General features: G+C 53.0%; 26 protein-coding genes. 16 read left to right on the forward strand and 10 right to left on the reverse strand.

Going from position 1 to position 26,856, the window contains the following annotated elements; translation table 11 throughout:
- Window positions 1-45 precede the first annotated feature (45 nt).
- Both SH668x_RS08050 and SH668x_RS08055 read right to left on the reverse strand, forming a co-directional pair.
- Window positions 46-2,970 carry a secretin N-terminal domain-containing protein gene (locus SH668x_RS08050; protein WP_437188180.1) on the reverse strand — a complete coding sequence of 975 codons (2,925 nt, stop codon included), beginning with the start codon at window positions 2,968-2,970 and terminating at the stop codon, window positions 46-48.
- Between the two features lie 185 nt (window positions 2,971-3,155).
- The gene (locus SH668x_RS08055) at window positions 3,156-4,142 is read right to left on the reverse strand and encodes an AAA family ATPase (RefSeq protein ID WP_437188523.1); all 987 of its coding nucleotides are present in this window, start codon (window positions 4,140-4,142) and stop codon (window positions 3,156-3,158) included.
- A gap of 320 nt (window positions 4,143-4,462) precedes the next feature.
- On the opposite strand from SH668x_RS08055, the gene SH668x_RS08060 reads away from it, so the two are divergent.
- Window positions 4,463-5,677 (forward strand): serine/threonine protein kinase, encoded by a 1,215-nt coding sequence (locus SH668x_RS08060; RefSeq protein ID WP_437188181.1) that lies wholly within the window; start codon window positions 4,463-4,465, stop codon window positions 5,675-5,677.
- 18 nt (window positions 5,678-5,695) lie between these two features.
- Here SH668x_RS08060 and murA read toward each other — a convergent pair whose 3' ends face one another.
- Genes murA through prfA form a run of 3 tightly spaced genes read right to left on the reverse strand, consistent with a single transcriptional unit; the run spans window position 5,696 to window position 9,130 of the window.
- A complete protein-coding gene (gene murA / locus SH668x_RS08065) occupies window positions 5,696-7,051 on the reverse strand; it encodes a UDP-N-acetylglucosamine 1-carboxyvinyltransferase (protein ID WP_437188182.1) in 1,356 nt (451 codons plus the stop codon).
- A 57-nt stretch (window positions 7,052-7,108) separates the two neighbouring features.
- Window positions 7,109-8,014 (reverse strand): peptide chain release factor N(5)-glutamine methyltransferase, encoded by a 906-nt coding sequence (gene prmC, locus SH668x_RS08070; protein WP_437188183.1) that lies wholly within the window; start codon window positions 8,012-8,014, stop codon window positions 7,109-7,111.
- A gap of 45 nt (window positions 8,015-8,059) precedes the next feature.
- Entirely contained in the window at window positions 8,060-9,130 is a 1,071-nt protein-coding gene (gene prfA / locus SH668x_RS08075; protein ID WP_437188184.1) for a peptide chain release factor 1, read from the reverse strand.
- A gap of 29 nt (window positions 9,131-9,159) precedes the next feature.
- On the opposite strand from prfA, the gene SH668x_RS08080 reads away from it, so the two are divergent.
- Entirely contained in the window at window positions 9,160-9,336 is a 177-nt protein-coding gene (locus SH668x_RS08080) for a hypothetical protein (RefSeq protein ID WP_437188185.1), read from the forward strand.
- Here the strand turns inward: SH668x_RS08080 and SH668x_RS08085 are convergent.
- A complete protein-coding gene (locus SH668x_RS08085; RefSeq protein ID WP_437188186.1) occupies window positions 9,333-9,590 on the reverse strand; it encodes a type B 50S ribosomal protein L31 in 258 nt (85 codons plus the stop codon). The genes SH668x_RS08080 and SH668x_RS08085 overlap by 4 nt on opposite strands.
- A gap of 402 nt (window positions 9,591-9,992) precedes the next feature.
- Here SH668x_RS08085 and SH668x_RS08090 point away from each other — a divergent pair, with 402 nt between their 5' ends.
- Window positions 9,993-11,189, forward strand: coding sequence for a peptidase (locus SH668x_RS08090; RefSeq protein WP_437188187.1), 1,197 nt, complete (start codon window positions 9,993-9,995; stop codon window positions 11,187-11,189).
- Between the two features lie 256 nt (window positions 11,190-11,445).
- Window positions 11,446-11,844, forward strand: coding sequence for a bifunctional nuclease family protein (locus SH668x_RS08095; RefSeq protein WP_437188188.1), 399 nt, complete (start codon window positions 11,446-11,448; stop codon window positions 11,842-11,844).
- Window positions 11,845-12,071: 227 nt separating this feature from the next.
- Here the strand turns inward: SH668x_RS08095 and SH668x_RS08100 are convergent, their stop codons facing one another.
- A complete protein-coding gene (locus SH668x_RS08100) occupies window positions 12,072-12,524 on the reverse strand; it encodes a hypothetical protein (protein WP_437188189.1) in 453 nt (150 codons plus the stop codon).
- A 115-nt stretch (window positions 12,525-12,639) separates the two neighbouring features.
- On the opposite strand from SH668x_RS08100, the gene SH668x_RS08105 reads away from it, so the two are divergent.
- The 6 genes from SH668x_RS08105 to SH668x_RS08130 all read left to right on the forward strand — a co-directional run bounded on the left by SH668x_RS08105 (window position 12,640) and on the right by SH668x_RS08130 (window position 20,690).
- Entirely contained in the window at window positions 12,640-14,310 is a 1,671-nt protein-coding gene (locus SH668x_RS08105; protein WP_437188190.1) for a glycine--tRNA ligase, read from the forward strand.
- A 136-nt stretch (window positions 14,311-14,446) separates the two neighbouring features.
- Complete coding sequence (locus SH668x_RS08110) at window positions 14,447-15,442, forward strand: zinc-dependent alcohol dehydrogenase family protein (protein WP_437188191.1); 996 nt, start codon at window positions 14,447-14,449, stop codon at window positions 15,440-15,442.
- A 269-nt stretch (window positions 15,443-15,711) separates the two neighbouring features.
- Window positions 15,712-16,209, forward strand: a complete 498-nt coding sequence (locus SH668x_RS08115; RefSeq protein WP_437188192.1) for a hypothetical protein — start codon at window positions 15,712-15,714, stop codon at window positions 16,207-16,209.
- Window positions 16,210-16,461: 252 nt separating this feature from the next.
- Complete coding sequence (locus tag SH668x_RS08120) at window positions 16,462-17,319, forward strand: sensor histidine kinase (RefSeq protein ID WP_437188193.1); 858 nt, start codon at window positions 16,462-16,464, stop codon at window positions 17,317-17,319.
- Window positions 17,288-18,646, forward strand: a complete 1,359-nt coding sequence (locus SH668x_RS08125) for a hypothetical protein (protein ID WP_437188194.1) — start codon at window positions 17,288-17,290, stop codon at window positions 18,644-18,646. The genes SH668x_RS08120 and SH668x_RS08125 overlap by 32 nt, the downstream gene beginning before the upstream one ends.
- A gap of 301 nt (window positions 18,647-18,947) precedes the next feature.
- Entirely contained in the window at window positions 18,948-20,690 is a 1,743-nt protein-coding gene (locus SH668x_RS08130; protein WP_437188195.1) for an ExeA family protein, read from the forward strand.
- Window positions 20,691-20,719: 29 nt separating this feature from the next.
- On the opposite strand, the gene SH668x_RS08135 is transcribed toward SH668x_RS08130, so the two are convergent.
- Window positions 20,720-21,130: an HIT domain-containing protein gene (locus SH668x_RS08135; RefSeq protein WP_437188196.1), complete on the reverse strand. Its 411-nt coding sequence runs from the start codon at window positions 21,128-21,130 to the stop codon at window positions 20,720-20,722.
- A gap of 256 nt (window positions 21,131-21,386) precedes the next feature.
- On the opposite strand from SH668x_RS08135, the gene tpiA reads away from it, so the two are divergent.
- The 6 genes from tpiA (at window position 21,387) to SH668x_RS08165 (ending at window position 25,306) form a co-directional block, all read left to right on the forward strand.
- On the forward strand, window positions 21,387-22,157 hold the full coding sequence (gene tpiA, locus SH668x_RS08140; protein WP_437188197.1) for a triose-phosphate isomerase: 771 nt from the start codon (window positions 21,387-21,389) through the stop codon (window positions 22,155-22,157).
- 80 nt (window positions 22,158-22,237) lie between these two features.
- Window positions 22,238-22,912 (forward strand): preprotein translocase subunit SecG, encoded by a 675-nt coding sequence (gene secG, locus SH668x_RS08145; RefSeq protein ID WP_437188198.1) that lies wholly within the window; start codon window positions 22,238-22,240, stop codon window positions 22,910-22,912.
- A gap of 18 nt (window positions 22,913-22,930) precedes the next feature.
- Window positions 22,931-23,812, forward strand: coding sequence for a YicC/YloC family endoribonuclease (locus SH668x_RS08150; protein WP_437188199.1), 882 nt, complete (start codon window positions 22,931-22,933; stop codon window positions 23,810-23,812).
- Window positions 23,813-23,872: 60 nt separating this feature from the next.
- On the forward strand, window positions 23,873-24,286 hold the full coding sequence (locus tag SH668x_RS08155) for a VOC family protein (protein WP_437188200.1): 414 nt from the start codon (window positions 23,873-23,875) through the stop codon (window positions 24,284-24,286).
- 247 nt (window positions 24,287-24,533) lie between these two features.
- A complete protein-coding gene (locus SH668x_RS08160; RefSeq protein WP_437188201.1) occupies window positions 24,534-24,731 on the forward strand; it encodes a hypothetical protein in 198 nt (65 codons plus the stop codon).
- A gap of 239 nt (window positions 24,732-24,970) precedes the next feature.
- Entirely contained in the window at window positions 24,971-25,306 is a 336-nt protein-coding gene (locus SH668x_RS08165; protein ID WP_437188202.1) for a hypothetical protein, read from the forward strand.
- A 32-nt stretch (window positions 25,307-25,338) separates the two neighbouring features.
- On the opposite strand, the gene SH668x_RS08170 is transcribed toward SH668x_RS08165, so the two are convergent.
- Window positions 25,339-26,175, reverse strand: coding sequence for a hypothetical protein (locus SH668x_RS08170; RefSeq protein ID WP_437188203.1), 837 nt, complete (start codon window positions 26,173-26,175; stop codon window positions 25,339-25,341).
- Window positions 26,175-26,837 (reverse strand): MotA/TolQ/ExbB proton channel family protein, encoded by a 663-nt coding sequence (locus SH668x_RS08175; protein ID WP_437188204.1) that lies wholly within the window; start codon window positions 26,835-26,837, stop codon window positions 26,175-26,177. Before SH668x_RS08175 ends, SH668x_RS08170 begins: the two co-directional genes overlap by 1 nt.
- Between the last annotated feature and the right edge of the window lie 19 nt (window positions 26,838-26,856).

The raw sequence follows: 26,856 nt of genomic DNA on the forward strand, positions 1-26,856 counted from the left end.
CCTCGTAGGAGCGTTGTTGAACGCTCGTTTCGGAACGCTTGATCACTATTTGGGTGGTGTCTGCGGCGGAGACTCCGAGAGTGGATGCTGGTTTTCCGGTTTCTTTCCGGTTTCGGAGCTGCGAACAATCGGAGACGCAAACGAACTCTTCAATCGTTGTTGAATCATCTCGGGACTGACATTGTGAACTTGTAGAACCTGTATTGTGTGAGATGGTCGAGCGGCAAGGTCAAGTTGTTTGATGAGGGCTTTGATGTCATGCATCAGCCCATCTGTCGACGAGACGATGATGCTGTTGGAAATCTCATCGACTCCAACTGAGAGAAGTCCCTTGAATCGGATTGGTTGGGCTGGGCTTTCTTCTTTCGTTTCTTCCTGATTTTGACGCCCGAAAATGTAACTTACCTTCTGATCTTCAGGGGGCTTTTGCTGCGCATTGTTGTTTTGCAACGCGGGATCATTCGAACTGAGAAGGTCGCGGTAGACCTGCTTAACTGCCTCTGCAACGGCGGTTGCTTTGGAGTATTCCAGATGGAAAATTTCGGTCTTGCGGACAGATTGCGGGTCATTCGTCGATGGGGTGTCATAGACGTCGATGAGCTCCTGAATCACCATCAACTGCTCGGGAGTCGCTCCCTGCACGAGCACTGTGTGCGAGTCATCATTGGAGATGATTTTGAGTTCACGCTGGTTTGAAAGCCTTTGACTTCGATTCGTGCGTGTTGTTTTCGTTGTGCCGTACCACGGATCGTAAGTCGACTCGGTCAGCGATTCATCTTTGAAGAAGTCTTTGAGGATCGTTTCGATCCCAAATGCCCAAGTCGATGGATATTTCAAATGAAAGACATGGTAGTCCTTTAAAGGCGGAGCGAGTTCCGTGATGAGATCTTCAAGACGGTCGAGTGAATCGGTATCGGGAGAATTCAGAATCAATCGGCCGTTTGGGAGTATTCGAATGGAAATCCCGGGTGTGGCCGGTGACAGCCCGTCCTCTCCAGCGAGCAGGGGATGAGGCTCACTGGGGGACGCGATTTCGTTTTGCCAGACGATGTTGTTGAAGAGCGGAGGAGTTGGTTGAGATGTGACTGCCGGCGGCTTGACCGGAGTGATTGCCTCAGGTTTGGGCTGAAGAACCGGAGACGGTTGAAATTGAAGTGGTGCAGGCTCCAGATTCGGCCAAACGCTTTTCAGTTGCTCGATGACTCTCGCTGCTTCTTCATCAGAGTGGAGATCGATTGCTCGCTGCGTTTCAAGATTCTTGGTGCCCGGTGGGATTTCACCCATCTTGATCAGAAGGGCGTCGACCTCTTTCAATTCGCTTTCGTTCGCCCACAGCAGCAGGCGATTATTGACGATATCAGCATCGACTTTGAACGGGCGCTGATCCTGCTTTGCTGTTGAGGATTGACCTCCGAAAGGATCATATCCGAAATAGCTATAACGATTATTGTTAGAGCTCTTCTTCTCTTCCTCGCCACCCATCAGATAGTGAATTGTGCCGGCGACAGCATCGGCCTTTAGTCGTCGAAGTCGTACGACTTCGAAGCTGCGATTCGCTCCATCCAGTCGCTTGATGAGTTCTTGAGTCGTGTAGTGGTCCGCGATATTCCCGTAGAGAATGATTGATTTCGTCTTGTCATCGACCTGAATTCGCGATTGCGGGGAGAGTTGGCCCATTTCCTTGAGGATGGAGACGATGGGGCCGGGGGCTGCTGTCGACAGGCGATACGGCTTGACGTGGTTAATATTTCGATCCAGACCGGAGACATCGCTTCCCGCAACATCAATCGCTTTGATCGTTTGAGTGATGATCTCCATTTTGTCGGGAGTCGCATGAGCGAGGATGCTGTTTTCGTTTCCATTCACAATCAGACGTGGCTCTGCCTCTTTTACCTTTCCACCACTGTTCGCCGCCTGCTGGCTTTGCTGCAACATCTGTTGCATTTGCTGCATCTGTTGCATCATCTGGAACGACATCATGTCGCCTCCCGATTCGCCTCCGATTTGAGGGGCTGGTCGCTTCGGTTCCAGGCCCAGGATGGCTTCCACAAGGAGAACAACATCAGCTGCCCGGCGATATTCCAATCGAAACTCTCTGACAATCGTCGTCTTGGTCGTCTCTTCTGATTGCGATTGCTGCAGGACTTGGTAAATGTCGCGCAGGTTGCCGACAGAGTCCATTGCCTCGACCCGGTTGATCTCCTTGAGGGGAGTCAACTTCCCATTCGCTGAGAGCATAGGCTTCAGCTCTTCGACAGCTTTTTCTGCCAAGAGGGATCGGAGTGGAAAGGAGACTTTGACAAACTCAGCGTCGAGCCTTTGTGCTAGGTCATCTGGATCGACGCGAGGCACCATGGAGACATTCAGCTTCGCGATCGATACGACTGTCAGCAGTTCGTCGTTCTGAAGCAATGTAAAACCGCGAGCGAGCAGATGCCTGTTAATGACGTTGCGTGCTTCGGGAAGAGTGTATTCCCGCTGCGTAATCAGGTTGAGATGGTCGTTCGGAAGCTCTTGCCAGTCCAGACTCATGTTGGAGACTCGAGCCAACCATTCAATGACGGCGGGCCACGGCTGCCCGGAGAAATTAAAACGGACCATGCCAGCTGGATTGGGGGTCATCTCTAACTCGAGCGGATTCGGGGATTTCTCCGGGGTCGAGGGGCGGGTCACCACTAAAGACGGGGTGGTCTCCTTCGTCGGAGTGTTCTCTTTTTTCTCTCCATTCTTCTCGTTCTGCGGACTTTTTGCTGCCTCGTCAGCGGGTTGGCTTGGCGTCCCGTTCGGGGGAGTGGCTGGACCTTCGGCGACTCGAGTTATCCTGGATGTGGCTTGGCGGATTTCGAAGTCGTCAACTCTCAGCGGGAGAATGAGTTGAGTCGTGATGCTGCTGGGGGACGAAGCGATGCCGGAATTCGTGATCGCAGTCACGATCACAATGAGAGCAACCGCAAGTTTGAAAAGTGCCACGAGCGCCTCACCCTTGTTGTCGCACCAAAGAGATTTCTGGAAACTTACATAATATGATGCCGCGTTCGACTGGTGAACGATATTTTATGTCTGATGTGAGTTTTTTCGTGAAGATGGGTGTCCGGAAATGCCCCAGAAATTGAAAAGGGGGAGCGTTAGCTCCCCCTAAATGGTTGTGCGATCGGTTACTTGAAATCGTCTTCGTCATCCTCATCGTCTTCGAAGTCGTCGTCATCGTCACCGTTGTAGTCCGGGTGAAGAGGATGATTCGGATCAAAGAAAAAGTCACCCAAACCCATCGGGACTGCGTTGCCTCCAAGAGAATGCCGCTTCCGATCCGCGAGCGACTGGAGGTCCAGCGCATCCTGACCAAGGCACTTTTCGAGTGAATCCCGCCATGCTTGATCGCGAGCAATCGGATGGTTCGGATCGGCAGCGAGAATCTTGAGAGCATAGCGCAGCACGTTAATGCCGTCGCGAGTTGAGAAGTCGAGTTTGAGTTCGTGCGACTGTTGCAGGAACTCGACGGTGAGGTTCAGCATTTCCTCATCGGAAAACGGCAGATGGTATTTCAGGATGGAAAGTTCATCGTCTTTTGACGGAAATCCAAGAGTCAGTGTCGGTTGCAGTCGGCTGAGAATGTAGTCCGGGATTTCGAACGTGGAATCATCCTCATTCATCGTGACCGCACATCGGAAGTCAGGATGAGCGGGAATTGTGATCCCTGCGACGATCGACTCAACGTAACGACGCTGGTCAAGGAGGGGGGCCAAACTTGCCCAAGACTTCTCGTTCATTCGGTTCCCCTCGTCGAGAACACAAACGCCCCCCCGAATCATTGCGGTCACCAACGGTGATGCCATGTATTGGATCTTCCCGCTTTCTGCCAACACAGGCGTGACCAGTAAGTCTTCTGGTCGTGTATCTGCCGTGCATTGATAGATATAAAGTTCTTGTTGACGAGTTTTTGCCGCTGCGATTGCCAGCGAGGTTTTCCCAATTCCGGGCGTTCCGACAAGCCGAGGAGCCAATGGGAGATCTCGCGGATCGACGACGAGCCAGCAGGCCAGAAGTTGCTTCAGAATCTCTTTCTGACCGATCCAATCGACTGCGGATTGATCCGGATGTCCCAGATGCAAACGAATTCCGTCGATATCGACAAATTCCTTCATGGCAACTTTCAGAAACTTCGGGTTGTATGGCGTGTGTGATGTGACCGGTATCTTATCTGCTTGCGACACGATCAGCACATGTCGCTGGTCTGGAAGTCGCTGGATTTTCCCGAATGGCACGAACAAGGGAAGTTTTAATAATTTGAAAGTTCGGCGAAAGTTACAGAAAAATCTCGACGTAACTACTTTGATGAGTGAAGATTGATCGATATGATTCAAACTGCCAATCAGCGGATTCGGAAATCTCCACTTCTCCGCTCAGATCAGACCCATTGCATGCCTTCGGGTATTTTACTCACAAGTCATGAGGTTCAACGCGTATGCTTTCGACATCGGAGGCTTTCGCCGAGCAACTTGTAAAAAGTCGGGTTGCCCCGGAAGAACAGATTCGTGAGTTTTTAAAATCGCGACCTGTCGTCCGAGTAACAGACCCTCTCGAGATGGCCAAGCTCGCCATCCGCGCTCGGGTTGTGACCCGATTTCAGGCTGAAGAGATTCTGAAGAGCCGTGGTCGACGGTTGCGTATCAACGACTATGTGCTGACGGAAGTGCTCGGTTTCGGAGGGATGGGGCAGGTTTACATTGGTCGCGATCTGAATACTCAGGAACGAGTTGCGATCAAAATCCTCGGCGAGCAATTCAAGCACGATTCCGGAATGCGAGCCCGCTTTCGAATGGAAGCGCAGGCCGGAATGAACATCAATCATCCGCGTCTGGTTCGGACAATCGAATTTGGAACTCGCGAAGACCTGTTCGGAACAACAGACTTCATGGTGATGGAACTCTTCGAAGGGGTGACGTTGCTTGAAGGGATCAGTTTTTCCGCTGGTCCAATGAAATGGGATGCAGCCTGTGACGTGATCAGTCAGGCAGCGGTGGGGTTGGCTTACCTCCACGAACGGAACATGGTTCATCGGGATGTGAAGCCCGATAATATCCTCATCGATATGCGAGGGGCTGCGAAGATCCTCGATTTCGGGTTAACTCTCGGCGATCAGAAGATCGATCAGGATGAGTTTTCACTCGCGATGATTTTCGGTCACGACTGTCTTGGAACAGCGGATTACATTGCTCCTGAACAATCGATCGATAGCATGAAAGTCGACGCCCGAGCGGACATCTACAGCTTGGGATGCACATTGTACGTCGCGCTTACTGCGCAGCGTCCGTTCCCACGTCCGACCCGGGCAGCGACCGTGGCAGCACATCGAACCGGACCAAGGCCTCGCGTGGACGCCGTCAATCCAAATGTCTCAGTTGAATTGTCGGATATCATCGTGCGGATGATGGCGATCGATCCCGCAGAGCGACCCGCATCGATGGACGAAGTTCGGGAACTGCTCAAACCATTTTCTCGAAGAAGAAACTGGGCGTTCGAGTTCCAGCAGGTGCTGACTCAACGCTGCGAGTTGAAACGTCAGTTGATGACGAAGTCTCGTCTGGAAACGATCCAGGCAGAGCGGGCAACGAAGCTTGGGACACAAGGTGCGACGGATGCCCCCGGGCAGGTCAAACCTAAAGACGAGTCCACCTAACGGCTCAACGAATCTGTTCTACGCAGATTTCTTGTGGCGAGGATCGCGTGCTTGTAACGACTTCGAAGTCTGCGAGGGAGTCTCGTTGCTTTCACTCAGGCGTTGAATCTTCGCACCAAGTTGAGCGAGTTTTCTTTCGAGCTGTTCGTATCCCCGGTCGAGATGATGGATCTGATTGATCGTCGTCTCGCCTTCTGCCGCCAGTCCTGCGACGACCAGAGCGGCCGCGGCCCTTAAGTCTGATGCCAAGACGTGGGCACCACTCAGCGGGGGAGATTTGGAGATGATGACCGAGTCTCCCTGCAGGCGAATATCTGCGCCCATACGGCACAACTCTGCCACGTGTGTGAACCGGTCCGGAAACACCAGATCTCGAATGACAGTCGTCTCAGGGATGGTGCTGACCAGAGACATGAACACTGCTTGCAGATCCGTAGGGAATCCGGGGTAGGGGAGCGCGGTAATGTCGACGGCTGTTGGGCAGTGTGATGAAGTGAGTGAAACTCGTTGCACCGCATTTGGTGTCGATGGGGAGTGCAGCCTGATTTCAAAACCCATCTGCCTGAGTGTGTCGATGACGCAGTGGATATGCCCTGGGATGGTGTTCTTCAGGGTGACCGATCCGCGGGTGATCGCTGCAGCCAGAAGCAGAGTGGCTGCTTCAATTCGGTCCGGGATGATCTGGAAAGATGTGGGGTGAAGCTCTTCGACCCCCTCGATCACAAGCTGAGTGGTTCCGTGGCCGGAGATCCGGGCTCCCATCTGGTTGAGGAAGTCTGCTAGCGCGACAACTTCCGGTTCGCAGGCTGCAGCGTCGATGATCGTTGTCCCACGTGCGAGTGTCGCTGCCGACATGACATTGCAGGTCCCCGTCACAGTGCTGCCACTCGTGCCAGCGAGGTAAATATGGGCTCCTCGTAGTTGCTGGGCAGAGGCGTGAACGTAGCCCGCTTTCACATGAATTTCTGCTCCGAGGGCAGCAAGTCCTTTCAGGTGCAGGTCAATCGGTCGGTTACCGATGTTGCATCCTCCGGGGAGAGACACAATCGCCTGCTTCCGACGTGCGAGCAGGGGGCCGAGAACACAGATGCTGGCACGCATCTGTCGAACGAGATCGTAATCGGCTGTGACCACCGATTCATCGACGACATCCAGTGCAATCGCGCCGTCGAGGCGCCTGGTAACCTTGGTTCCGAGTGATTCCAGTAGCTGGGTGAGAATCCGCACGTCCATCAGCTCGGGGACGTTGTGCAGTTGAGTGCATCCCGGCGCAAGGAGTGCGGCGGACATGATTGGCAGCGAGGCGTTCTTGGCGCCACTGACATTGACCTCACCGGCCAGTCGATGACCTCCTTGTATGAGAATGTGATCCATGCTGCGAATCCGTTCGCGAATATCGTTTTGTAATGGACTAAACAGCAGGTTAGGGATCTACTCAAAGCATCCGAGGACAACACGTGCCTGCCCCGACAAGTCGTTCTTCACTCCGGCTTTTGTATAGCCCGCATCGTTCAGGAGTTTCACCGCATCTGCAGCCTGCTCGGGGCTGAGTTCAAACATCAGCCATCCACCAGGTTTCAGCCACTGAGGTGATTCTTGCACGAGAATACGGATGACGTCCAGCCCATCCGGGCCGCCATCCAGCGCCAGATGCGGTTCATGGTCCCGAATGTCGGGGGCGAGTTCTGCAATTTCGCCTCGCTGGACATAAGGAGGATTACTGACGATGAGGTCGAATCGGCTCCCCTCAGGAACTGGCCCGAAGAGGTCTCCTTCGAGCGAATTCACTCGGCTTTCGACCTGATGTTGCTGGATGTTCGCCCGCGTGACTTCGATTGTCTCGGGGCTGATCTCAACGGTCGTCACTTGAACCTTGGGGTGGTTCTTGGCAATTGTGATCGGGATACAACCTGATCCCGAGCAGAGTTCCAGAAGCGTCGGCTCTGGGCGTTCTTTGAGTTTTTCCAGCGCAGCCATCACGAGGATTTCAGTGTCCGGACGAGGAATGAAGACTCCCGGTCGAACTTGAAAATTCAGGCTGAAAAATTCGCGATGCCCCACGAGGTACGCAACAGGCTCAGCGGCCGCTCGCCTTTTGACCAATCCTCGCATCGTTGTGCGTTCATCGTCGGTCAACAGTTGGTCGAACTGCGTGTAGAGCTGGATGCGTTTGCACTTGCGAGCATGGGAAAGCAAGATCTCGGCGTCGAGTCGCGGAGTGTCGCTTCCTTTTTCGGTCAGGAATTTGACTGTCCAGTCGAGGATGCGTTTGACCGTCCAAGGTTCATCAGCGGTGGTTCCGTTGGCGGTCAAATTCAATCCTCCGTGGTCCTGCATCAAGTCGTATTCTGCGCTGATCCGTCTCGCAGCAAGCGACGCCCGTTAGATGTTGTTCGCGTTGAGTCTCTCTTGTCGATCGAACTCGAGCATTGCCAGAATCATTTCGTCCAGATTCCCCTGCATAATCTGATCCAGCTTGTACAGGGTCAAACCAATTCGGTGATCTGTGCAACGGCCTTGTGGGAAATTATACGTACGAATGCGTTCGCTGCGGTCCCCGGACCCAATCAGTGTTCGACGCTGGCTGGCTCGTTCTTCGTCCGCTTGCCGCTGTTGCGCTTCGAGAATTCGGCCTCGCAACACGCGCATTGCTTTGGCTTTGTTCTTGTGCTGGCTCTTTTCATCCTGGCACTTCACGACGACTCCTGTCGGGATGTGTGTGATGCGGACGGCACTTTCGGTTTTGTTCACCTTCTGTCCGCCCGGTCCGCCAGCACGCATTGTTTCAATGACGAGGTCTTCGTCTTTGATGTCGAGCTCGACTTCGCTCGCTTCTGGAAGAACGGCGACAGTTGCTGCGCTTGTGTGAACTCGACCTTGTGCTTCTGTTTCTGGAACTCGCTGCACGCGGTGTCCACCGCTCTCAAACTGCAGCTGATGGTAAGCACCTTCCCCGGTGATGGAGAAAACGATTTCCTTGAATCCACCCATTTCGGATTCAGCGGACTCCATCAGTTCGATCTTCCACCCGCGTGCTTCAACAAATCGAGCATACATGTTGAACAGGTTGCCAGCGAACAGGGCCGCTTCTTCTCCGCCAGTTCCAGCACGAATTTCCATGATGAGACCACCGCGGGTAATGGAGTCTCCAGCGGTGACAATTTCTTCGAGTTCTGCGGCGAGAGCGTCTCGTTTCTCTTTCAGTTCCCGAAGCTCATCCTGCGCATAGGTTCTTGAATCGGGATCAGTTTCCGAGTCGAGCATTTCCTGGGCGACAGTGATGTCGTCTTCCAGTTGGTGGAATGTCCGAACCGACATTGCCACTTTGCGTAAACCGCCATATTCCCGTTGGACTTCAACGAGTTTCGTGGGGTTACTGAGCGTTTCGGTGTCTTGAAGCTGTTGCTCAAGCTCTTCAAAGCGTTTGAGCTTGGATTCCAGACTGGGGAACATGAGTGACCTGCAATTCGACCAGAGAAGTAATGAACGACGACCACATCTCCGACCGACTTCGCTGGTGCGGGAGCAGGCAGCAGCTCATCAACTCGGTCGAACCCATCCAAGGTGGTTCCCGAGAGAGTGCCGGAGAAGTAGAACAGGACGTTCTCCTTGACGAAAAGGAAAACGTCCTGAAGCTGCTTCAGCAAATTGTGAGCTAGCCTTCTTTTTTGGCCCAGCCGTATTTCTTCTGGAATTTCTCAACGCGTCCAGCGGCGTCGACGTACTTCATCTTACCTGTGTAGAACGGGTGAGATTCAGAGCTGATGTCCACGCTGATGAGTGGGTATTCTTGTCCATCGGTCCACGTAATCTTCTCTTTGGAAGTCATTGTGGAACGTGTCAGGAATTTGAAATCGGCTCCGACGTCAAAAAAGACGACCGGCTGATAGTTCGGGTGAATACCGTCCTGCATGGCTCAGACCAACGTTATGCTTAAGTCAAAATGGGATCACTATTTTCACTGAAAATAGCTTTATCCATGAGAATTCGAAATTCTAGTGACAAAAGGAATTTGCGGCAATCGTGTGCTGCAAATTCCCTTCTGTGCATGTAAGTGATTCTGTCGTAACGAGTTGAGCCGTGCGAGTTTGCCGAATTCGGTTTTCGGAGAACCTGATCCGGAGAATTTATCGGCGAAATAGAGCCGGCAGAATCTTCGGGAAATATCAAGGTTTCGCACTTGAAGATTCACTTGTCGCTCCCGCGAATCTTTGCGTATGAGTGTGTTGATGTGATATGAAAATGATTAGATTGTTTGACTTGATGGCCGGCGTGCTGGGGCAGTCCGGGTGAAAATTCTTGGAGATGGATTCTAATGACAATCGGGACAGATCGAAGGACGTTTCTCAAGGCTGCTGGAACCTCTGCCTTGGCTATTGGAATCGCTCCCGCGTTTCTTGGAGCGACTGATAAAGCAGGGAAGAAACCGGTTGTCATCGGGAATGGCGACTATCTCTACGAATGCCATCACCTCTGGGGTGAAGTGCCAGACCATATTCAATATCTGAACACTCACGGGACCGCTGTTGGTAAAGATGGACTGGTTTACATCTCTCACCAGGGGAGAGGCAATGCTCCCTGCGACGTCGTCGTCGTCTTCGAACCGAGCGGTAAGTTTGTTCGCTCGTTTGGAAAGGAGTACGCAGGCGCCGGTCACGGTATTGATCTCCGCGAAGAAGGGGGGACGGAATTCGTTTACCTCTCGAACACTTCCAATCAGTCCGTTGTGAAGTGTACGACTGACGGTGAAGTCGTCTGGAAGAAGCTGATTCCAGAAGAGCCGCATCTGTACGATGAGCCGACCGCCGCTGCGATTCAGGCAGCCAAAGATGCTGGCAGCCCTGCACCCGCGAGACCGAATTACAGCCCGACAAACGTCTGTTTCGGTCCGCATGGCGGTTTCTATATCGGTGACGGGTATGGATCGAACTATATTCATCAATACGATTTAGATGGAAAGTGGATCCGAAGTTTCGGAGGGAGCGGCCAGGAAGCAGGCAAAATGGTGACGCCTCATGGGCAGTGGATCGACACTCGCGGGGGCGAGCATCGTCTGGTTGTCGCTGACCGCGCGAATGTGCGCCTCCAGTACTTCACTCTCGACGGCAAGCCAGTTGAAATCTTCCAGGGGGTGCCGGAAGCGGAGAAGGAAAAAGCAGGCACAAAGGGGGTTGCGGCTGTGGCCGGCGGGGGCGAAGTCCCTGTGACCTACTTCTATGGGATGGGGTTCCCGGCAAATGTTGAAACCCAAGGAGACCTGCTACTCGTTCCCGATTTGCACGCCCGCATCATTCTGATGAATGTAAAGAACGAAATCGTGGCGAATCTCGGTTTCGACGAAGAGTGGACGAGAACGGTTCTTGATGGATTTAAGGTTCGTGGGCAGGACCCTGCAGGCTACCCTGCCGGTAAATTTGTTCACCCTCACGATGCAACGTTTGATGCCGATGGAAACATCTATGTTGCCGAATGGGTTGACCGAGGACGATTGACGTTCCTTAAGAAGGTATGATTTGTCCCAGACATTGAGATTTGTAGAGACGAGTCGGGGAGACACTCACTTCAGTTGTTGTGTGGATCTCCGCTGGAACGTGAAACTCTCGTGAGATTCGCTCCGGAAAAAAAATTCTGATTCAATCAGTGCGAGATCATTAGCGGCGCAGACGCCTGTGCCGCTAAACTCGTTTCTAGAGAACTGAATTTGATTCAAACGTCTACCAACGTTGGATCATCGAAGACGTCGTTGAGAATTCACGGGAGAGTTGACTGTGTTGGTCCGTATGGAACTGGCTCGCATCATCATCAGCGAGATCAATGATCAACAAGTGGTGTTCCTCCGCGAAGTGGATGGCGAACGCTCTTTCCCGATCCTGATCGGGATTTTTGAGGCGACAAGCATTGATCGCCGCGTGCAGGGGCATGTCCCCGTTCGTCCCCTCACTCATGATCTGTTGAAAAATACGATCCAGGAGATGGGAGGCGAAGTTCAGGACGTGGTGATCACAAATCTGGTCGAGCGGACTTATTACGCTGTTATCCGGATTCGTCTCAACGGAGAATTGATCGAAATCGACAGCCGACCAAGCGACGCAATCGCACTGGCGGCCCACTTCGATCCTCATTTGCCGATTTACGTCGACGACGAAGTGATTGAAGAAGCAAGCTGAATGATTGGAAAGTGCTCAATCCGCACTCTGAACCGCGATTTGGCAGGAGTTTCAGGGCGAGGACATTCGATTCGAGCAGCGGTTGGGGGGCGTCGGCCTGAATCTCTTACTTAGACCGACAATTGGTCTGGAACGCCACGCACGAGAGTGTTGTGTTCCAGCAGCGATATGCACGGCGTTTGAATAAGATTTTCCAGCATTCGCCGCCACGCTCCTTGAAACGGGGGCTAAGTCTGTGAACCGCCAGTTTTTTCTGCGAGCAAGTCGAAAAGGCCTGCCACATCATCGGTTCCGATGCGCACCGTCCGTTTTTCGGTGGTGATGCGGATGCAATCGAAGCCCCAGACGTTCCACAGCCAGCCTCCCCGAACGTAGTGCAGGCCCCAGCCATCGGTCCAGCTCGTCTTTTCCTCAGCGTACGAGACGATTTCGTCATATCGAATTCTTGTTCCGAGAATCCAGACTTTTCCAAACGCGGCAGCGATTGTTTCTCCCTCGTCAACAACTGTCAGACGCGAAAAATGCCACGTTGCCAGCAGCGCAACCCCTGCGGCCCACCAGATCATGAGGTCCGCCCCAGGGGGGAGATCTGTGATGAATGGAACGATTGCCTGCAGGAACCAGATCGGGGCGAACAATAAGAACAGCGGGGAAGTCTGTGTGTGACGATATGAACTCATGGGGGATTTTCGGGTCTGGTGAATGCACGGATTGTCGAGTGTTCCCAGTTCGAGGGATCGACTACACTTTCGCATCACCCGACACACTAGTTCAGAGACAGGAAAAGCAGCAACCATGGCCGATACGGATCGTTCAGCATTGATGGACAAAATCGTTTCGCTATGCAAACGACGTGGATTCATCTTTCAGAACTCTGAAATTTATGGCGGTCAGAACGGTTTCTGGGATTACGGTCCTCTCGGGACCGAATTGAAACGCAATGTCCGTAATTCCTGGTGGGAAGACATGATCACCAGCCACGACTCGCTGGAAGTCGCGGAGGGGGCCCCCGGCACCTACCAGATGGTTGGAGTCGAGACCTCGATCATCATGAATCCACAGGTCTGGAAGGTCAGCGGTCACTACGATCTGTTCTGCGATAAGATGGTTGACTGCCGTGAGGCGAAGGGCCGCTACCGACTCGACCACACCAAGGGACGATGGGTCGAAGGGAAATTGGCCAAAGCGACCGACGGCGTCGTGAAGTCTTATTTCGTGACCGCGCTGGTTGAAGACAATCTCGTTGATGAAACGTTGACGAAGAAGGCGTTGTCGCTGTTTGGAATGAAAAACAAAGAGGCTGACCAGCTTGTCTGGAAGGGAAGTATCATCAGCCTTGCCGAAATTTCATTCGAACAATACGGGGACGTTGTTGCTCCTGACGCGACCCAGCCAGGGACACTGACAGAGCCACGCGATTTCAACTTGATGATGAAAACCGTGCTCGGTGCTTTGGGGAATGAAGCGACGGATTCGGCGTTTCTGCGTCCGGAAACCGCACAGGGGATTTTCATCAACTTCAAAAACGTGATGGATTCCACACGGGTGAAGTTGCCAGTTGGAATTTCGCAGATCGGAAAGAGCTTCCGGAACGAAATTACTCCACGTAACTTCACCTTCCGCTCACGAGAATTTGAACAGATGGAGATCGAGTTCTTCTGTAAGCCAGAAGAATCGCCAGCATGGTACCAGTATTGGCGAGATCGCCGTTTTGCCTGGTACACAAGCTTGGGAATCGGTCCAAAGCACTTGCGATTGCGAGATCATGCTGCTGACGAGCTGTCCCACTACTCCTGTGGAACCGCGGATATTGAATACCAGTTCCCGTTCCTTGAAGAAGGGGAATACGGGGAATTGGAAGGGGTCGCCCACCGCGGTGACTTCGACTTGCGCTCCCATATGGAAGGGAAGCTCAAGAACGAAAACGGGCAGTTGATTGTTGAGCAGGGGGCAGACGGAAAGCCGAAATATCAGGGATCAGGCAAGGATCTGACCTATTTCGATGAAGGCACCAAGTCGCGTTACGTGCCGCACGTGATTGAGCCAAGTGCTGGTGCAGACCGGGCAACCCTCGCGTTCCTGTGCGAAGCCTACTACGAGGATGAGGCTCCAGATGACAAGGGGGTCATGCAGACTCGTATTGTCATGCGATTCCATCCACGGTTGGCTCCTGTCAAAGTCGCTGTCTTCCCATTGGTGAAAAAAGATGGCCAGCCTGAAAAGGCTAAGGAAATCTACCGCGCTCTGCGAAATGCCGGGATCGCGACCACATATGATGAACAGGCTGCGATTGGGAAACGCTATCGCCGTCAGGATGAAGCAGGAACACCGTGGTGCATCACAGTGGATAATGAAACACTGAGTGCTGGAACGGTGACGATTCGAGATCGCGATTCGCTGGAGCAGGTCCGCCTGCCCGTGGATCAGATCGTTGATGAAATCGCACGACGCCTGCGTAAGGCATAATGGGACAGGACGTCAGGAGACGTTCAGGCCGCGTACCCTCTTGGGGACGCGGCTTTTTCTTTGAATTTGGCGTCCTGATTCTATGATAGAGTTTAGTGGCCGTTGCTTTATTCACGTTCAACAGGAAACCAGTCCTATGTCACGTGTCGTTCGATTTCACTCAACAGGTGGTCCGGAAGTACTTCAAATCGACACTTTGGATGTCCCTGCGCCAGCAGCGGGTGAAGTCAGAATTTCAGTAAAAGCGATCGGGTTGAATCGCGCTGAAGCCATGTACCGGAGTGGGGCCTATCTGGAGGAAGCGCATCTTCCCTCGGGGATTGGCTACGAAGCCTCTGGGATCGTGGAAGCAGTGGGCCCGGGCGTTAGCCAATTCAAAGTTGGCGACAAGGTGAGCACGATCCCTGCGTTCTCGATGAACCAGTACGGGGCCTATTCGGATCTGATGTTGGCTCCAGTTCATGCCGTGGCACAACTTCCAGAAAATCTCTCCTGGGAAGAGGGAGCGTCCATCTGGATGCAGTATTTGACCGCTTGGGGAGCACTCGTTGATATCGCTCAACTGCGGGCGGGTGAGTTCGTCTTAATTCCTGCGGCTTCCAGCAGTGTGGGACTGGCTGCGATTCAGGTTTGTCATGCGATTGGAGCAATCCCCATCGCATTGACTCGCACCAGCAAGAAAGTTCAGGAACTCAAAGATCTTGGCGCAACACACGTCATTGCGACCGAAGAACAGGACCTCGTCGCAGAAACTCAGCGAATTTCCAATGGAAAAGGGGCACGAGTGGTTTTCGATCCGGTCGGCGGTCCAACTGTTGCCCGACTGACGTCAGCGATGGCAAACGGGGGGATTTTGTTTCTGTACGGCGCTCTGAGTACCGATGCGACTCCGCTCCCGCTTTTTGAAGTGCTGAGCAAAACTCTGACGATTCGTGGCTATCTGTTGTTCGAATTCACTTCCAGTCCAGAACGTGTGGTCAAAGGAATTGAATTCATTCTCAACGGGCTCAAGACTGGGGCGTTGAAGCCGATTGTCGCGAAGGTCTTTCCGTTTGAAGAGATCGTGGCGTCGCACCAGTATCTCGAATCGAATCAGCAAATCGGAAAAGTTGTCGTGAAGGTCGCAGATTGAAAAGGTGAGAAATCGAAGGTTCTCTACTGGCTCTCGCAGAAGTCATCCTGAGCACATCGATCAGGGTGACTTTTGTTGTTTGAGATCAGTTGAAATTCACCTTCCGCGTACCGGATTTGTGATTGAAGAGGGAGAAAGCAAAGTATATTGAAACGTGTGAGGTGAATTGGCCACCGCGATTCGATTTCCTATCGCACTGGAACTGGAAGCAAAGCTATTGTTCCAGTTCAAATGAGCAACATCAGTGAAACGCACGTGACGGGGGAAAGATGAAGGCCAAACGAGTTGTAACAGGCGGGGCTGTGGTCGGGCTGCTGGCTTTGGGAGTCTGGTTGGCAAATTTCTGGAAGGGGCCGGGGCTGGGGGGATCAGGAACCGGGTACGGCGTTTCTTCGGCGCCAGAAACCAACATAAATGAGACTCAGGTCAATACCGCTGTCGAATCTCCGGCGCCGGCACCCTCCGTTGAAGTTGCAGCACCGAAGAACGCCTTCGAGTCCTATCCTTCCGACATCATGACCATTGTGATCGAAGGAGGTTCTTACCGGCTGACCGATGGCGTCTTGAATTCCTCGGGAACCCCCATTTCACTCGAAGAGATTAGTCAGCGGGCGCAAAATTTGACGGGGACTGCGGAAGGTCTACGTGTGCGGATTTTGAAGGAAAAGTCGGCTCAAGAGGGGGCCAGATCGGATTTAATGCAGGAACTGACAAAAAATGGGGTAAAGCGGGAGGAGATTCAGGAACGCGCCGACTTCATCAACTGACACGATTACGGACATCGTGTTGAGCAACAGGAATGATCGGATCGTTCTTGGCCGAGTGAGCAGATGATGCCCATTCGCATGAAGTCCTGTCGCTGGTCGTGTCGATGCCTGAATACAGACGAAATGGCGAAGTGATGAACTTTCGATCCGACGTCGGCATTCAAATGGATTTGTAGTACGACGAGCGAATTTCAGTCTCCAGACCGATTCGCAAGATTTTGTCTCACTCTGGCGCTAGAGCGGCGAACAACTGTGGTCTCTCAAAACGAACAAGAACTGATCACATCTGCTGAAATCGACAACCTCAGAGAGCGACTGGCAGAACTGGAACACCAACTTCTTCTTGCACAGAAGCTGGCGTCGGTCGGTGAGCTTGCAACGTCGATTACCCACGAATTCAATAATATCCTGACGACGGTGATCAACTACGCCAAACTCGGTCTGCGTCATCAAGACAAAGCCAACCGTGACAAGGCCTTCGAGAAGATCCTGTCAGCTGGTCAGCGGGCGGCCAAAATCACCACTGGCATGCTGTCCTATGCCAGAACCAAGGATCAGCGACGAGAAGCGAACAGCTTGAAAAAGCTCGTCGATGACATGGTTGTGCTCGTTGATAAAGACCTGCACGCGCATCGCATTTCGCTCGATCTCCAGATCAAGGGAGATCCGTACGCTGAAGTGAATCCGGGAGAAATTCAGCAGGTTCTGTTGAATCTGATCGTGAATGCCCGTCAAGCAATGGGGCCGGGAGGAACGCTCACGATCTCGATCTCCGAAAATCGCGAAGAAAATTGGGCTGAAGTGGCGATTCAGGACACCGGCAGCGGGATTCCGGCTGATAAATTGCCCCATATCTTTACCCGTTTTTTCAGCACCAAAACTGCAGACAAAAACGGGCAGGGAGGAACCGGACTCGGACTTGCGCTCTGTAAGAACATTATGGATACGCACCAAGGCCGAATTCGTGTGGAGAGCGCCCTGGGGCGTGGAACCCGTTTTACACTGAAGTTCCCTTTGGTAGACCGACCAAATTTCGCTGCTGCGTGCGGAATTTCCGGGAACACTTTAAAATCCTCCCGTGAAAACTCCGTCGAGCCGACCTCCGTCTGATCTTGTCTGGCAGTGCAGTCTGCTGGGGGGATTCATTCTTATTCGCCTGTTGGCGATTTGGCATTATCGAGGCGACCTGTCTCTCGACCCTGATGCCTATCTGGAAATCGCCCGAAATCTCCGCGATGGTTTTGGATTCGCCACGGGCGAACCACCCATTCCCAATGCCTTTCGCCCGCCACTTTATCCCTTGCTGCTCGTTCCCGTTTGCGGAACGGATCAGTGGTGGGCGCGGGGACTGATGAATCTGGCGATGGCAGCGTTGACGTTCTTTTGTCTCGCCAAGACCTGTCGTCACCTCGGGTTTCATCGCTGGCAGACCGCTTGCGCGCTGGTGCTGTTCACATTTGATCCACTCTCCGTGCGGTATCTTGCATTTTCAATGACAGAAACGGTTTGCGCGTTGCTGATCGCCGCATTGCTGGCGCTGTTGACGGTGCCGCGTCGGACTCGTCTCATTGACTTTCTGACCGGAGTCGTCTTCGGTCTAGCTGTGTTGTCCCGGCCGACTTTCTGGGCTTTCGGCGTACTTCTCATGATCATGTTGTTCCTGGCAGCGATTCTGAAGGGGGACCTGAGGGAAACCCTTCGTCGACAGCGTCTCGGTCTGATCTACGCGCTTCTGGGAACGGCTGTTTGTGTTCTCCCCTGGGTCATTCGCAATCAAATCACGTTGAAGGCCCCAATCGTAATGACGACTCATGGGGGCTATACCTTGCTGCTGGGAAACAATTCGGCGTTTTATCGGGAAGTGGTGGATCAGCCTTGGGGGACGATCTGGGATGGGACTCGAGGACCAGGGCAGGAACAGTGGTATCAGAATCTCAATCGAGAAGCCGAGCTTGCCGGAGCAACGTCCGAACTCGCACGAGACAGGTGGATGTCGCGTAAAGCGTTTGAGACGATTCAGAGCGAGCCAATAACGTTTCTTCGGGCATCGTTATTGAAGTTCACCTGGTTTTGGAATGTGGGGCCTCATGGTCCTGAGGCTGGCCTGATGAATCCACTCGTTTTGTGGGGCATTCGCACGTTTTACGCGCTGTTTTGGCTGGGACTTCTCTGCGGCGGATATCGAATTGCACGTCAGTTGCTGAGTGGACGGAATTTCACGTTCGCTTGGCTGGTGCCAGTTTCTTGCATTTTCTCGCTGACGATGGTGCATCTATTTTATTGGAGCGATGCACGCATGCGGGCACCTCTGATTACATGTCTGGCGATCATCGCTGCGTATGGTTTCGTCAGAAGTGGAATTGCAGCAGATGCGTCAACACGATTGCGAGATTCTTCTGCATCCAGCGATCCAAGCATGAGTGCAGCCAATGGCTGAAACAATCTTCACTTGTTGATTGTGCCTGGGGATCGCGGGAGCGATCTTCGATGGACTCAGGTGTTAATAGAGTCGCAGTGGCAATCTCTGCCTGTCGTTAAATCTTCTCTGGATTTCCAGGTCTTTGCAGGTGGCCCGCGAAGGTTCGGTTCTGACGACAATCCGTGTTTTCCTGAATGCCGGGCTGACAGTAATTCGATGTGAGTAATCGAGGGGGCATGCTCGCAATTCAAATCGACGCATCGTCCTGCATGGATGCAACGTGCCAGTCAGGGCACACTCTGGAAGATGAGGTCAGCCGGTGTACGAGAACTTTTTTGGACTTCATGAAAGACCGTTTTCAACGGCTCCAAAAGTGGACGAGTTTGTCGGCATTGCTTCGTTTCAGGATGCGCTTGATTCATTGGTTCATTGCATCACCCAATCCAGAGGAATCGCGATTCTGACATCGGCTCCCGGGATGGGAAAGACGATGCTCTGCAAGCGACTTGGAAGGTTGCTCAGCCAGAATCATCAGACTGTGATTCTGAACTCATCAAGCATCGAAAATCGCCTTGGGCTATTGCAGGGGATCCTCTTCGAGTTCAACATGGGATACGTTGGACTGACGGAGCAGGAAGCTCGGTTAAAACTGTTGCAGGTTGCCCGCGACATTCATGCTGAACAGAAGCGAATTCTGTTGATTCTGGACGATGCCGATCATCTTCCACTCAGAGTCTTTGAAGAGATCCGGACGCTCACTGAATATGCTCCAGATGGAGAGCACCTGATCCAGGCAGTGCTCAGCGGGACATTCTCACTGGAAGAGCAGTTGGCGGATCCCGCATTAACTTCGTTTAATCAACGAGTTGGCGCTCAGATCTGTTTGCAGTTGCTGCCGCTGACCGACGCAATTCGGTTCCTGGGCGAGCGATTCAGGGCTTGCGGCCAGCCAGATCTGCTGAGTGTCTTCACTGAGGAGGCGTTGGATTTGATGTGTCGCGCCAGCGATGGAAATCTTCGCTGCCTGACACAACTTGTTGATCACGTGTTGCTGCTCGCTTTCGCCGATGAACAGCGACCTGCTGACCAAGGCACCGTTCGCAAGGCTCTTCTGAGTTTGCGTGAATTGCCATTGAACTGGAATGAAGTTCCGGGGGAAGCCGCTGCGATCGAAGAAGCGCCAACACAATGGAATTCCAGTCCCCTCGATGATTCCTTGGAGCACGAAGGAATTGAACTCCATTTTGAACACCCCGGCCCAATTTCGCCGACAGAGCTAGAAACCGATGAGTTTCCGATTCCAGAGTTTTTGCGGCTGGACGATGGAAGCATGACGTCAGTTTCGGACCATCTGGTGGACGTGGACTCATCTTCGGGCGAGAAGTCATCACACGCACATGACCGAGCGTGCACTCTTCAGGAAGCCCCGTCATCCCCATTCAGCAGTGAGCAGGATTCCATGGAATTTGCTGTTTTTGAAGTCGGAGCGGGGATCGATGTGGTGCAACCAGAATTGACGCCAGAGGAAGCGGTCGAGCATTCATCGGAGTGGAGAGCGACAGAACAGATTCTCAGCTTCCCGATCCCGACCTACGAACTCGCGGAAGAGCACGAGTCGGATTTGAGTGAAGTGGTTGTCATCGATCGCTACACGATGCTGGACAGGATCAGCGAACTTCCAGAAGAACGTCGTTCTTCGGTGGACATGAGTCTGCTTGATCAGGTGGAAGCTGACCAGAATTTTGAGACGACCACGCGGATTGAGCAGCCTCCGAAATTTCAGATTCCAGAAGAAGACATGCTGGAACTGGTCAACACGATTCGCACCGAAATTCAGGAGTATGTGGAGCCTCCATTCGGCTCCGAGATTCGGGAGTATTCTGAGCAACGTGTGACGCGACGAATCGATTCACCTGAACCGTTGGTTGTGCCGACAGTCGAGCAGAAGCCTGAAGCGAAAACTCCCTCGACGATTGAACGTCGATTTGAGCAGCTGTTTACTCGACTTCGGTTGCGCCGTCAAAAAGTGCGATCAGAGCTCGAAGGGGAAGCACCGCGATAGATCGTGTGGTGGGGGTGACTCAACGCCCATTATTGGGGCGTCGAGCTATTCATCTCTCGCTGAAGTCCGGTTCTGATCGCTTGGATTTCCCGTTCAGAGTAAGGGCGGGAATCGGTCAGGTTCCCCCAGATGGGTTTTGGCCAGCAGGCATCTTCCGGTGTTCGCCCAATAATATGGATATGCATCTGTGGGACGACATTGCCTAGTTGAGCAAAATTGATTTTCTTTAGGTTCCAGTGCTCGCGGATAAATGCTGCGACGACTGCAGCTTCTGCGACGACGCTCTCTCTCTCTGCGGCCGGCAGATCCAGAAGATCTGACGTTTCTGTCTTTGGAACGAGGATGATCCACGGGACGGATCCGTTCCGATTCAACAAGACCGAGTTCAGCTTCGTCTCAAAGAGAACATGGCAGTCTGCAAGCAATTGTGGATGGATCATTCGCTACTTCTCTGTGGAGGGGAAATCGGTGAAAAAGGCCTAGACATATTGATGTGGGTTGATTTGTTGAGGCGCTGGCGTCGCTTTCAGGCGAGAATGCAGCTTTCATTGCTGATTCTGGCCAGTTTAAGTGGCCGAGAGCCACGAAGCACACTCGCAGTGCAGGAATTCCCCTGCTACGATTCCTCAAATTCAAATTATTCGTTATGTAAAGCGGGTCGCTTCGGACTCGCAGATCAATTCTTGAGGAATCGTCATGCGTCGTTACATGGTCGCCGGCAACTGGAAGATGAACACAACTCGCGCTGAAGGGGTTGCGCTGGCGAAGGCAGTTGCTGAAGGCTCAAAAGATGCTGGCAGCATTGATGTTTTGATTTGCCCACCATTTCCGTATCTGATTCCAGTCGTTGACGCAGTGGCAGGCAGCAACGTCGTCGTCGGCTCACAGAATGCCTATTTCGAAGCTCCAGGGGCATTCACTGGCGAGACTTCGCTGGAAATGTTGCAGGACGTCGGCGTGAAAGCGGTCATTCTGGGACATAGTGAACGTCGTCACGTGCTCGGCGAATCCGATGCTGTGATCAATCGTAAAGTGTTAGCCACACTGAGCAAAGGTCTCCAGCCAATCCTGTGCGTCGGTGAGTTGCTCGAAGAGCGACAAGGCGAGAAGACAGAACCCGTTCTCGACAGCCAGATGGAAGGCGGACTTGCAGGCGTCACCGCGGAGCAGATGGCAAATGTTGTCATTGCTTACGAACCGGTTTGGGCCATCGGCACCGGATTGACCGCCACCCCTGAGCAAGCAGACTCAGCTCACGCCCACATTCGCAAATGGCTCGAAACCCGTTACAATTCCTCAGTTGCGCAAGCAACACGGATTCTCTACGGCGGCAGCGTCAAAGCAAACAACGCGTTGACACTGCTCACTCAGCCCCATGTTGATGGGGCACTCGTCGGGGGAGCCAGTCTGAAAGCCAGCGACTTCCTGCCAATTATCGAAGCAGGAATCGCAGCCTCGAAGAAATAATGACAGCGGATTGATCACCGCTGACTAAGATCTAAAACTGCTGGTGCACGGACCGCCCAGCTTTTCGAAAGGGTTCAAACGTGGTTGTGTTGCTTCTGCAGTTGATTCTGCTGTTTCTCGGGCTCTTCCTGATGCTGATCATCCTCCTCCAACGAGGACGTGGGGGTGGTTTGGCTGGTGCATTCGGGGGCGCAGGTGGTCAAAGTGCTTTCGGTACCAAAGCAGGGGATATGTTCACCTGGCTGACTGTTGGAACAGCGACTGTCTGGGTACTGGTTGCCGGAATCAGTGGATGCATGATGCGCAGCAGCAGCGATGAATTCGCTCGAGGCGCGTTCGGCGAAGACGAAACGAAAGTTGAATCGACTGAAACCGGGGCAACTGGAGCAGCCGAGTCAACGATTCCTGCGCTGGGCACACCTGAGATTCCAGTGACTCCAGAAGCGACGCCTGAGACGCCTGCGACTGAGCCTGCTCCAGCGACGCAGGAAAGTGCAGTCACCCCAGAAGTTGCACCAGCGATGGAAGCTCCAGCGGCGGAAGCAGTGCCAGCAACTCCAGATGTTCCTGCGGAAACTCCAGCCGCTGAGCCTGCTGCAGAAGTGCCGGCAGAAGCCACACCGCCTGCGGTTCCAGAGGAGGCGCCTGCGGCCGAAGCGACTCCAGAAGCCCCTGCAGAACCTGCTCCAGAGGCTCCAGCAACTGAGTCTGTACCGGAAGCTTCAGAATCCCCAGTCAGCCCAGCTGCAGAATAGAACTGTTTGAGGTCACTCATGCTGTTGAGCATGACTGGGCACGGAGATGCTTCGGGCCAAAATGAACGAATCGGCGTCACTGCAGAAGTACGCAGCGTCAACAATCGTCATTTGAAAATTTCGCTTCGTTGTCCCGATCCATTTCTGGCGTTGGAATCGAATGTGGATCGTGTTGTCCGCGAGATGGTCTCTCGCGGGACATTCACGATTCACTTACGAGTTCGTCAGTTAGGTGATCTTTCTGCTTACCACCTGAATCCCAGCGTCGCGAGGCAGTATCTTGCTCAGATGCGTGAGATGTGCGCTGAGATGGACCTGAGTCCGCCAGCCACGATCGATTCGCTCCTTTCGCTCCCGGGAATCGTGGGTGATGGCGAGACGCGCGCTGTGCAGGAATCGGACTGGCCTCTTCTGGAAGAAGTGCTCGTCGCAGCAATGCGAAATCTGCAGGAATTCCGACGCGAAGAAGGTCAGAACATGGCGACTGAGTTGAAGTCGCTATTACAGATCATTGAAGACAATGCCGAACAGATTGCTTTGCAGGCTCCTGCGGTCATTGTTGATTACCGTGATCGCCTGAAGACCCGCGTGAATGATCTGCTGGCTTCGAACTCAGTCAAAGTAACCGACAACGATCTGATTCGCGAAGTGAGCCTATTCGCGGATCGCTGTGACATCACAGAAGAGCTGATGCGGTTGCGGTCTCACATTCAGCAGTATCGCAACCTGCTCGAAGGAGAGGGATCGAACGGTCGTAAGTTAGAGTTTCTCGGTCAGGAACTCTTCCGCGAAATCAACACGACGGGCTCAAAGGCGAACAACATCGACATTGCCCATCGGGTCGTTGAGATGAAGGCGGCGATCGAGAAGATGCGAGAGATCATCCTGAACGTCGAATAGTCGTTTCGCGTCATCTTTGTCTTGTCGGCGTACGAGCTAAGTGGTTGAGGAGATTCTCTGATGGAGTTGCAACCAATACGAGTCAAACAGATTGATCATGTTTCGCTCGTCATTGCAGACCTCGACGCCTCGCGTCATTTCTATCACGCTGTGCTGGGGATGGAAATTGTTCCCAGACCGGATTTTGATTTTGACGGTCTGTGGCTCCAGGCAGGGTCGACTCTGATTCATCTGATTGTTGAGCACGAGAAGTCGGGGCCTGCAGGGAACCGGATGGCGAGCGGAACGCAGCCTGGGCGGACGTGGCATCTGGCATTCGAAGTGGACGACGCCATCCTTGCTCATGCTCTGTTGGAGCAGTGGGGGATGAAAGCTGTTTCTGGTCCCAAGGTACGGCCCGATGGTGCTGTGCAAGTTGTTGTTTTGGACCCGGATGGATACGTGGTTGAGTTGTTCCATCTTCGCCAAATGTGACGATGAAAGTGTCTGGTACGAATCAAATTACGTGAGATTTTGTACGTTCGGGATGAAATCGGTAGAGAAATTTGCAAGTCTGGTCGAGGATCGACTTGAAGAGGTTTGTTTAGCGCTAGCCGATCGCGTTGGTTGCAGTCTATACTTCGACCCAGCGTTTCCCTCACGGTCAAACGAGGGAATCTGATTCAAGACTTCACGATGGTCGTTTCACATCTTTGGCTTGGCTGATCCTACAGAGAGTATTATGCAAGATACCGCAAAAAAGGTCGTCCTTGGATCGATGGCTGTCGCGGGAGTTGTGGCATTGGCTTCGCTCGCAGATTTAATCATCAAGGTTCCTTTTGGTGGGACCTCTCACACGATGCTGATGGATATTCTCTTCATCGTCAGTAGCGGCATCGTGATCTATCTGGGGCTGAACTCTCTCAAAGATTTGAGCTAGGTTCTGGCTCGGGGGATATGTCGGCGAAAATTGAGATCGATGCGGTCTTCACCGACGCTGTATCCCAAAACTCTCAATCGTCTTTTGAGTGGTGAGTTTCTTTTTCGCGTGGGGTGTTCCCCCTAGAAGTCGTCGCGGTGGTGCTTTACTGCTCGCTGGATTCGCGTTGACCTGATCCGCAATTTCGCTTTAGTCTCCCGGTCCTCGTTCATTCTCTCATAGGACATGGAGGTTCGGAGATGTATTGGATCGAATTGTTGCGAGTGTTCGTGATGACAATGGCTGGAAGTTCGCTCGCCATTGACGTCCCTACTTTGGCTCCCGAGAGGAATCCGCCACAAACGCGACCTGTACCTGAACTCCGGTTCGCAGGTATTCAGGAACTTCAGCCCGAAATTGCACGGGTAGAGTTTGTGTCAAACGCTGAGCCAGCGCCGGCAGAACTTCGAGAGCAACGACGTGCTCGCAACGTGATACATGCTGTCCGCGATTTACGTGCTGCTGGACTTTATTTCGAGGCTGATCGAATCGAGCTTCTTTCGTTGGAAGTCATCGCTCCGGGCGAAGCGGAGTAGTTTGGGCTCAGGGCTGATGAAATCGTAGAGACTCAATCGAGACGGAACCCAAGGTCTGCGTATTCGAACCTGACAGATCCAAAGTGATCGTTTTGCATTCTCGTAACGAGTACTGGAAGTGCCCTGCGGATTGACTCGGTCATCGCGATCCGCGAAGAGCGATCGTAAGTCATCAGGATGACAACGAGGCTTTTCGGCTCAGGGAGAGTTTTGTACCAGGCATAAAGTTCTGCCACGAGGGCTTCGCTGTCGACATCCTCATTGGCGAGCATCGGGATCTGAATTCGCGACTTTTTGGGGCCTGAAGAAATTGAGATGAATCCGCTGGCGTCGACGTGAAGTTCCCAGACATCACAGCGTTTTCGAATCTCTTCATAGGAGAGCAGGTGTTCAACAACTCGCCCGCTGCTCTTCTGCGAGAACTGTCGGAACTGGTCTTTCAGGCGGCTCAATTCCTGTGGTGACCGCTCTAGTGCGGGCATTCGGGTCGATTCGAGCAATCGGTCGACTTCCTGCTCGGGGATCTGGAACATTTCGGAAATCATGTCCGAGACAACCTTCTGCCGTTCGACAGTCAATTCCAGTTCTCTTTGAAATTGCATTGCTTGTTGCTGTTGCTGTGTCAGAGCTAGCTGGGTTTCGGTTCGCAATGCGCGTGAGACCTCAATCTCCTGATGCAGGGCTTCTTCTTTCAGGAGCAATTCCAGAAGCCTCGCCTTTGCGTCGGCGAGTTCTGTGACAGTGACCGCAGCTTTCTGAGTGATACGATGTTCCGTTTCACGCATCTCCAGGTATTGTGCGAAAACGATAATGAGCAGCATGTCGAGCAAAGGTGTCAGTTGGAGCGCCATGCGACGCGGTGTCAGCATCAGGCGTCCTCCTCTTGCGAGGCAATTAAAGTCAGTTCGCGTTTGACGCGAGCGACGGTCTGCCTGACCTGATCACGATTTTCAGAGAGCCGCATAAATGCCGGTTCAAGGCAGCTGTTGATGAACATCAAAATCATTGCAGCGAAGATACCCGCTGCTGTCGACCAGATGGCGTTCCCCAGTTCACCGAGCAGGTTCCCTGTGACGGAGACGGACAGGTCGGCAGGTGGTGGAGTCTGCAGCACTGCACCAATCGCGAGGATTGTTCCGAGCACGCCTGCGAGAGGATAGGCTTCGATCATCGTGCGGCACATGTTGTAGACCGTCTCGAACGTCATCGAATTCAGGTACATGCGTTTTTCGTCCAGAATCTTCATTCGCGCCAGAATGGTTCTTCGATCGGTCTTGCGAGTGGTGTCATCGATGGTGTCATTGACATCCGCCAGAAATGCTTCAATCTGATCGGAAAGGTGAGAGTTGGACCCAAGCAGGCTTTGGTTCCGGATCCCCTTTGTGAAGTCAAACAGCGTTGAGACAATCGCGCGACGATCGTGTCGGAACCAGATCCAAAGGACAAAGAACACAAAGAGGTGGAACGCGAAGCATCCACAAATGAAGTAGGTCGATGCTTCGGAAAGCTGATTAAGTAAGGGACCGTACACTGGCAACCCGGTGTTATCA

It is taken from the genome of Planctomicrobium mucosum, from assembly GCF_051466335.1.
Lineage (GTDB): Bacteria > Planctomycetota > Planctomycetia > Planctomycetales > Planctomycetaceae > Planctomicrobium.

Bases quoted from the DNA above. Each gene is read 5' to 3' on its own strand.
- SH668x_RS08110 (WP_437188191.1), top strand. From the start codon at position 14,447: ATGTCACGTGTCGTTCGATTTCACTCAACAGGTGGTCCGGAAGTACTT.
- SH668x_RS08105 (WP_437188190.1), top strand. From the start codon at position 12,640: ATGGCCGATACGGATCGTTCAGCATTGATGGACAAAATCGTTTCGCTA.
- SH668x_RS08085 (WP_437188186.1), bottom strand. From the start codon at position 9,590: ATGCAGGACGGTATTCACCCGAACTATCAGCCGGTCGTCTTTTTTGAC.
- SH668x_RS08090 (WP_437188187.1), top strand. From the start codon at position 9,993: ATGACAATCGGGACAGATCGAAGGACGTTTCTCAAGGCTGCTGGAACC.
- SH668x_RS08055 (WP_437188523.1), bottom strand. From the start codon at position 4,142: ATGAAGGAATTTGTCGATATCGACGGAATTCGTTTGCATCTGGGACAT.
- SH668x_RS08170 (WP_437188203.1), bottom strand. From the start codon at position 26,175: ATGCTGACACCGCGTCGCATGGCGCTCCAACTGACACCTTTGCTCGAC.
- SH668x_RS08115 (WP_437188192.1), top strand. From the start codon at position 15,712: ATGAAGGCCAAACGAGTTGTAACAGGCGGGGCTGTGGTCGGGCTGCTG.
- SH668x_RS08135 (WP_437188196.1), bottom strand. From the start codon at position 21,130: ATGATCCATCCACAATTGCTTGCAGACTGCCATGTTCTCTTTGAGACG.
- SH668x_RS08080 (WP_437188185.1), top strand. From the start codon at position 9,160: ATGAACGACGACCACATCTCCGACCGACTTCGCTGGTGCGGGAGCAGG.
- SH668x_RS08150 (WP_437188199.1), top strand. From the start codon at position 22,931: ATGCTGTTGAGCATGACTGGGCACGGAGATGCTTCGGGCCAAAATGAA.
- SH668x_RS08160 (WP_437188201.1), top strand. From the start codon at position 24,534: ATGCAAGATACCGCAAAAAAGGTCGTCCTTGGATCGATGGCTGTCGCG.
- prfA (WP_437188184.1), bottom strand. From the start codon at position 9,130: ATGTTCCCCAGTCTGGAATCCAAGCTCAAACGCTTTGAAGAGCTTGAG.
- murA (WP_437188182.1), bottom strand. From the start codon at position 7,051: ATGGATCACATTCTCATACAAGGAGGTCATCGACTGGCCGGTGAGGTC.
- SH668x_RS08155 (WP_437188200.1), top strand. From the start codon at position 23,873: ATGGAGTTGCAACCAATACGAGTCAAACAGATTGATCATGTTTCGCTC.
- tpiA (WP_437188197.1), top strand. From the start codon at position 21,387: ATGCGTCGTTACATGGTCGCCGGCAACTGGAAGATGAACACAACTCGC.
- SH668x_RS08060 (WP_437188181.1), top strand. From the start codon at position 4,463: ATGCTTTCGACATCGGAGGCTTTCGCCGAGCAACTTGTAAAAAGTCGG.
- SH668x_RS08165 (WP_437188202.1), top strand. From the start codon at position 24,971: ATGTATTGGATCGAATTGTTGCGAGTGTTCGTGATGACAATGGCTGGA.
- prmC (WP_437188183.1), bottom strand. From the start codon at position 8,014: ATGCAGGACCACGGAGGATTGAATTTGACCGCCAACGGAACCACCGCT.
- SH668x_RS08100 (WP_437188189.1), bottom strand. From the start codon at position 12,524: ATGAGTTCATATCGTCACACACAGACTTCCCCGCTGTTCTTATTGTTC.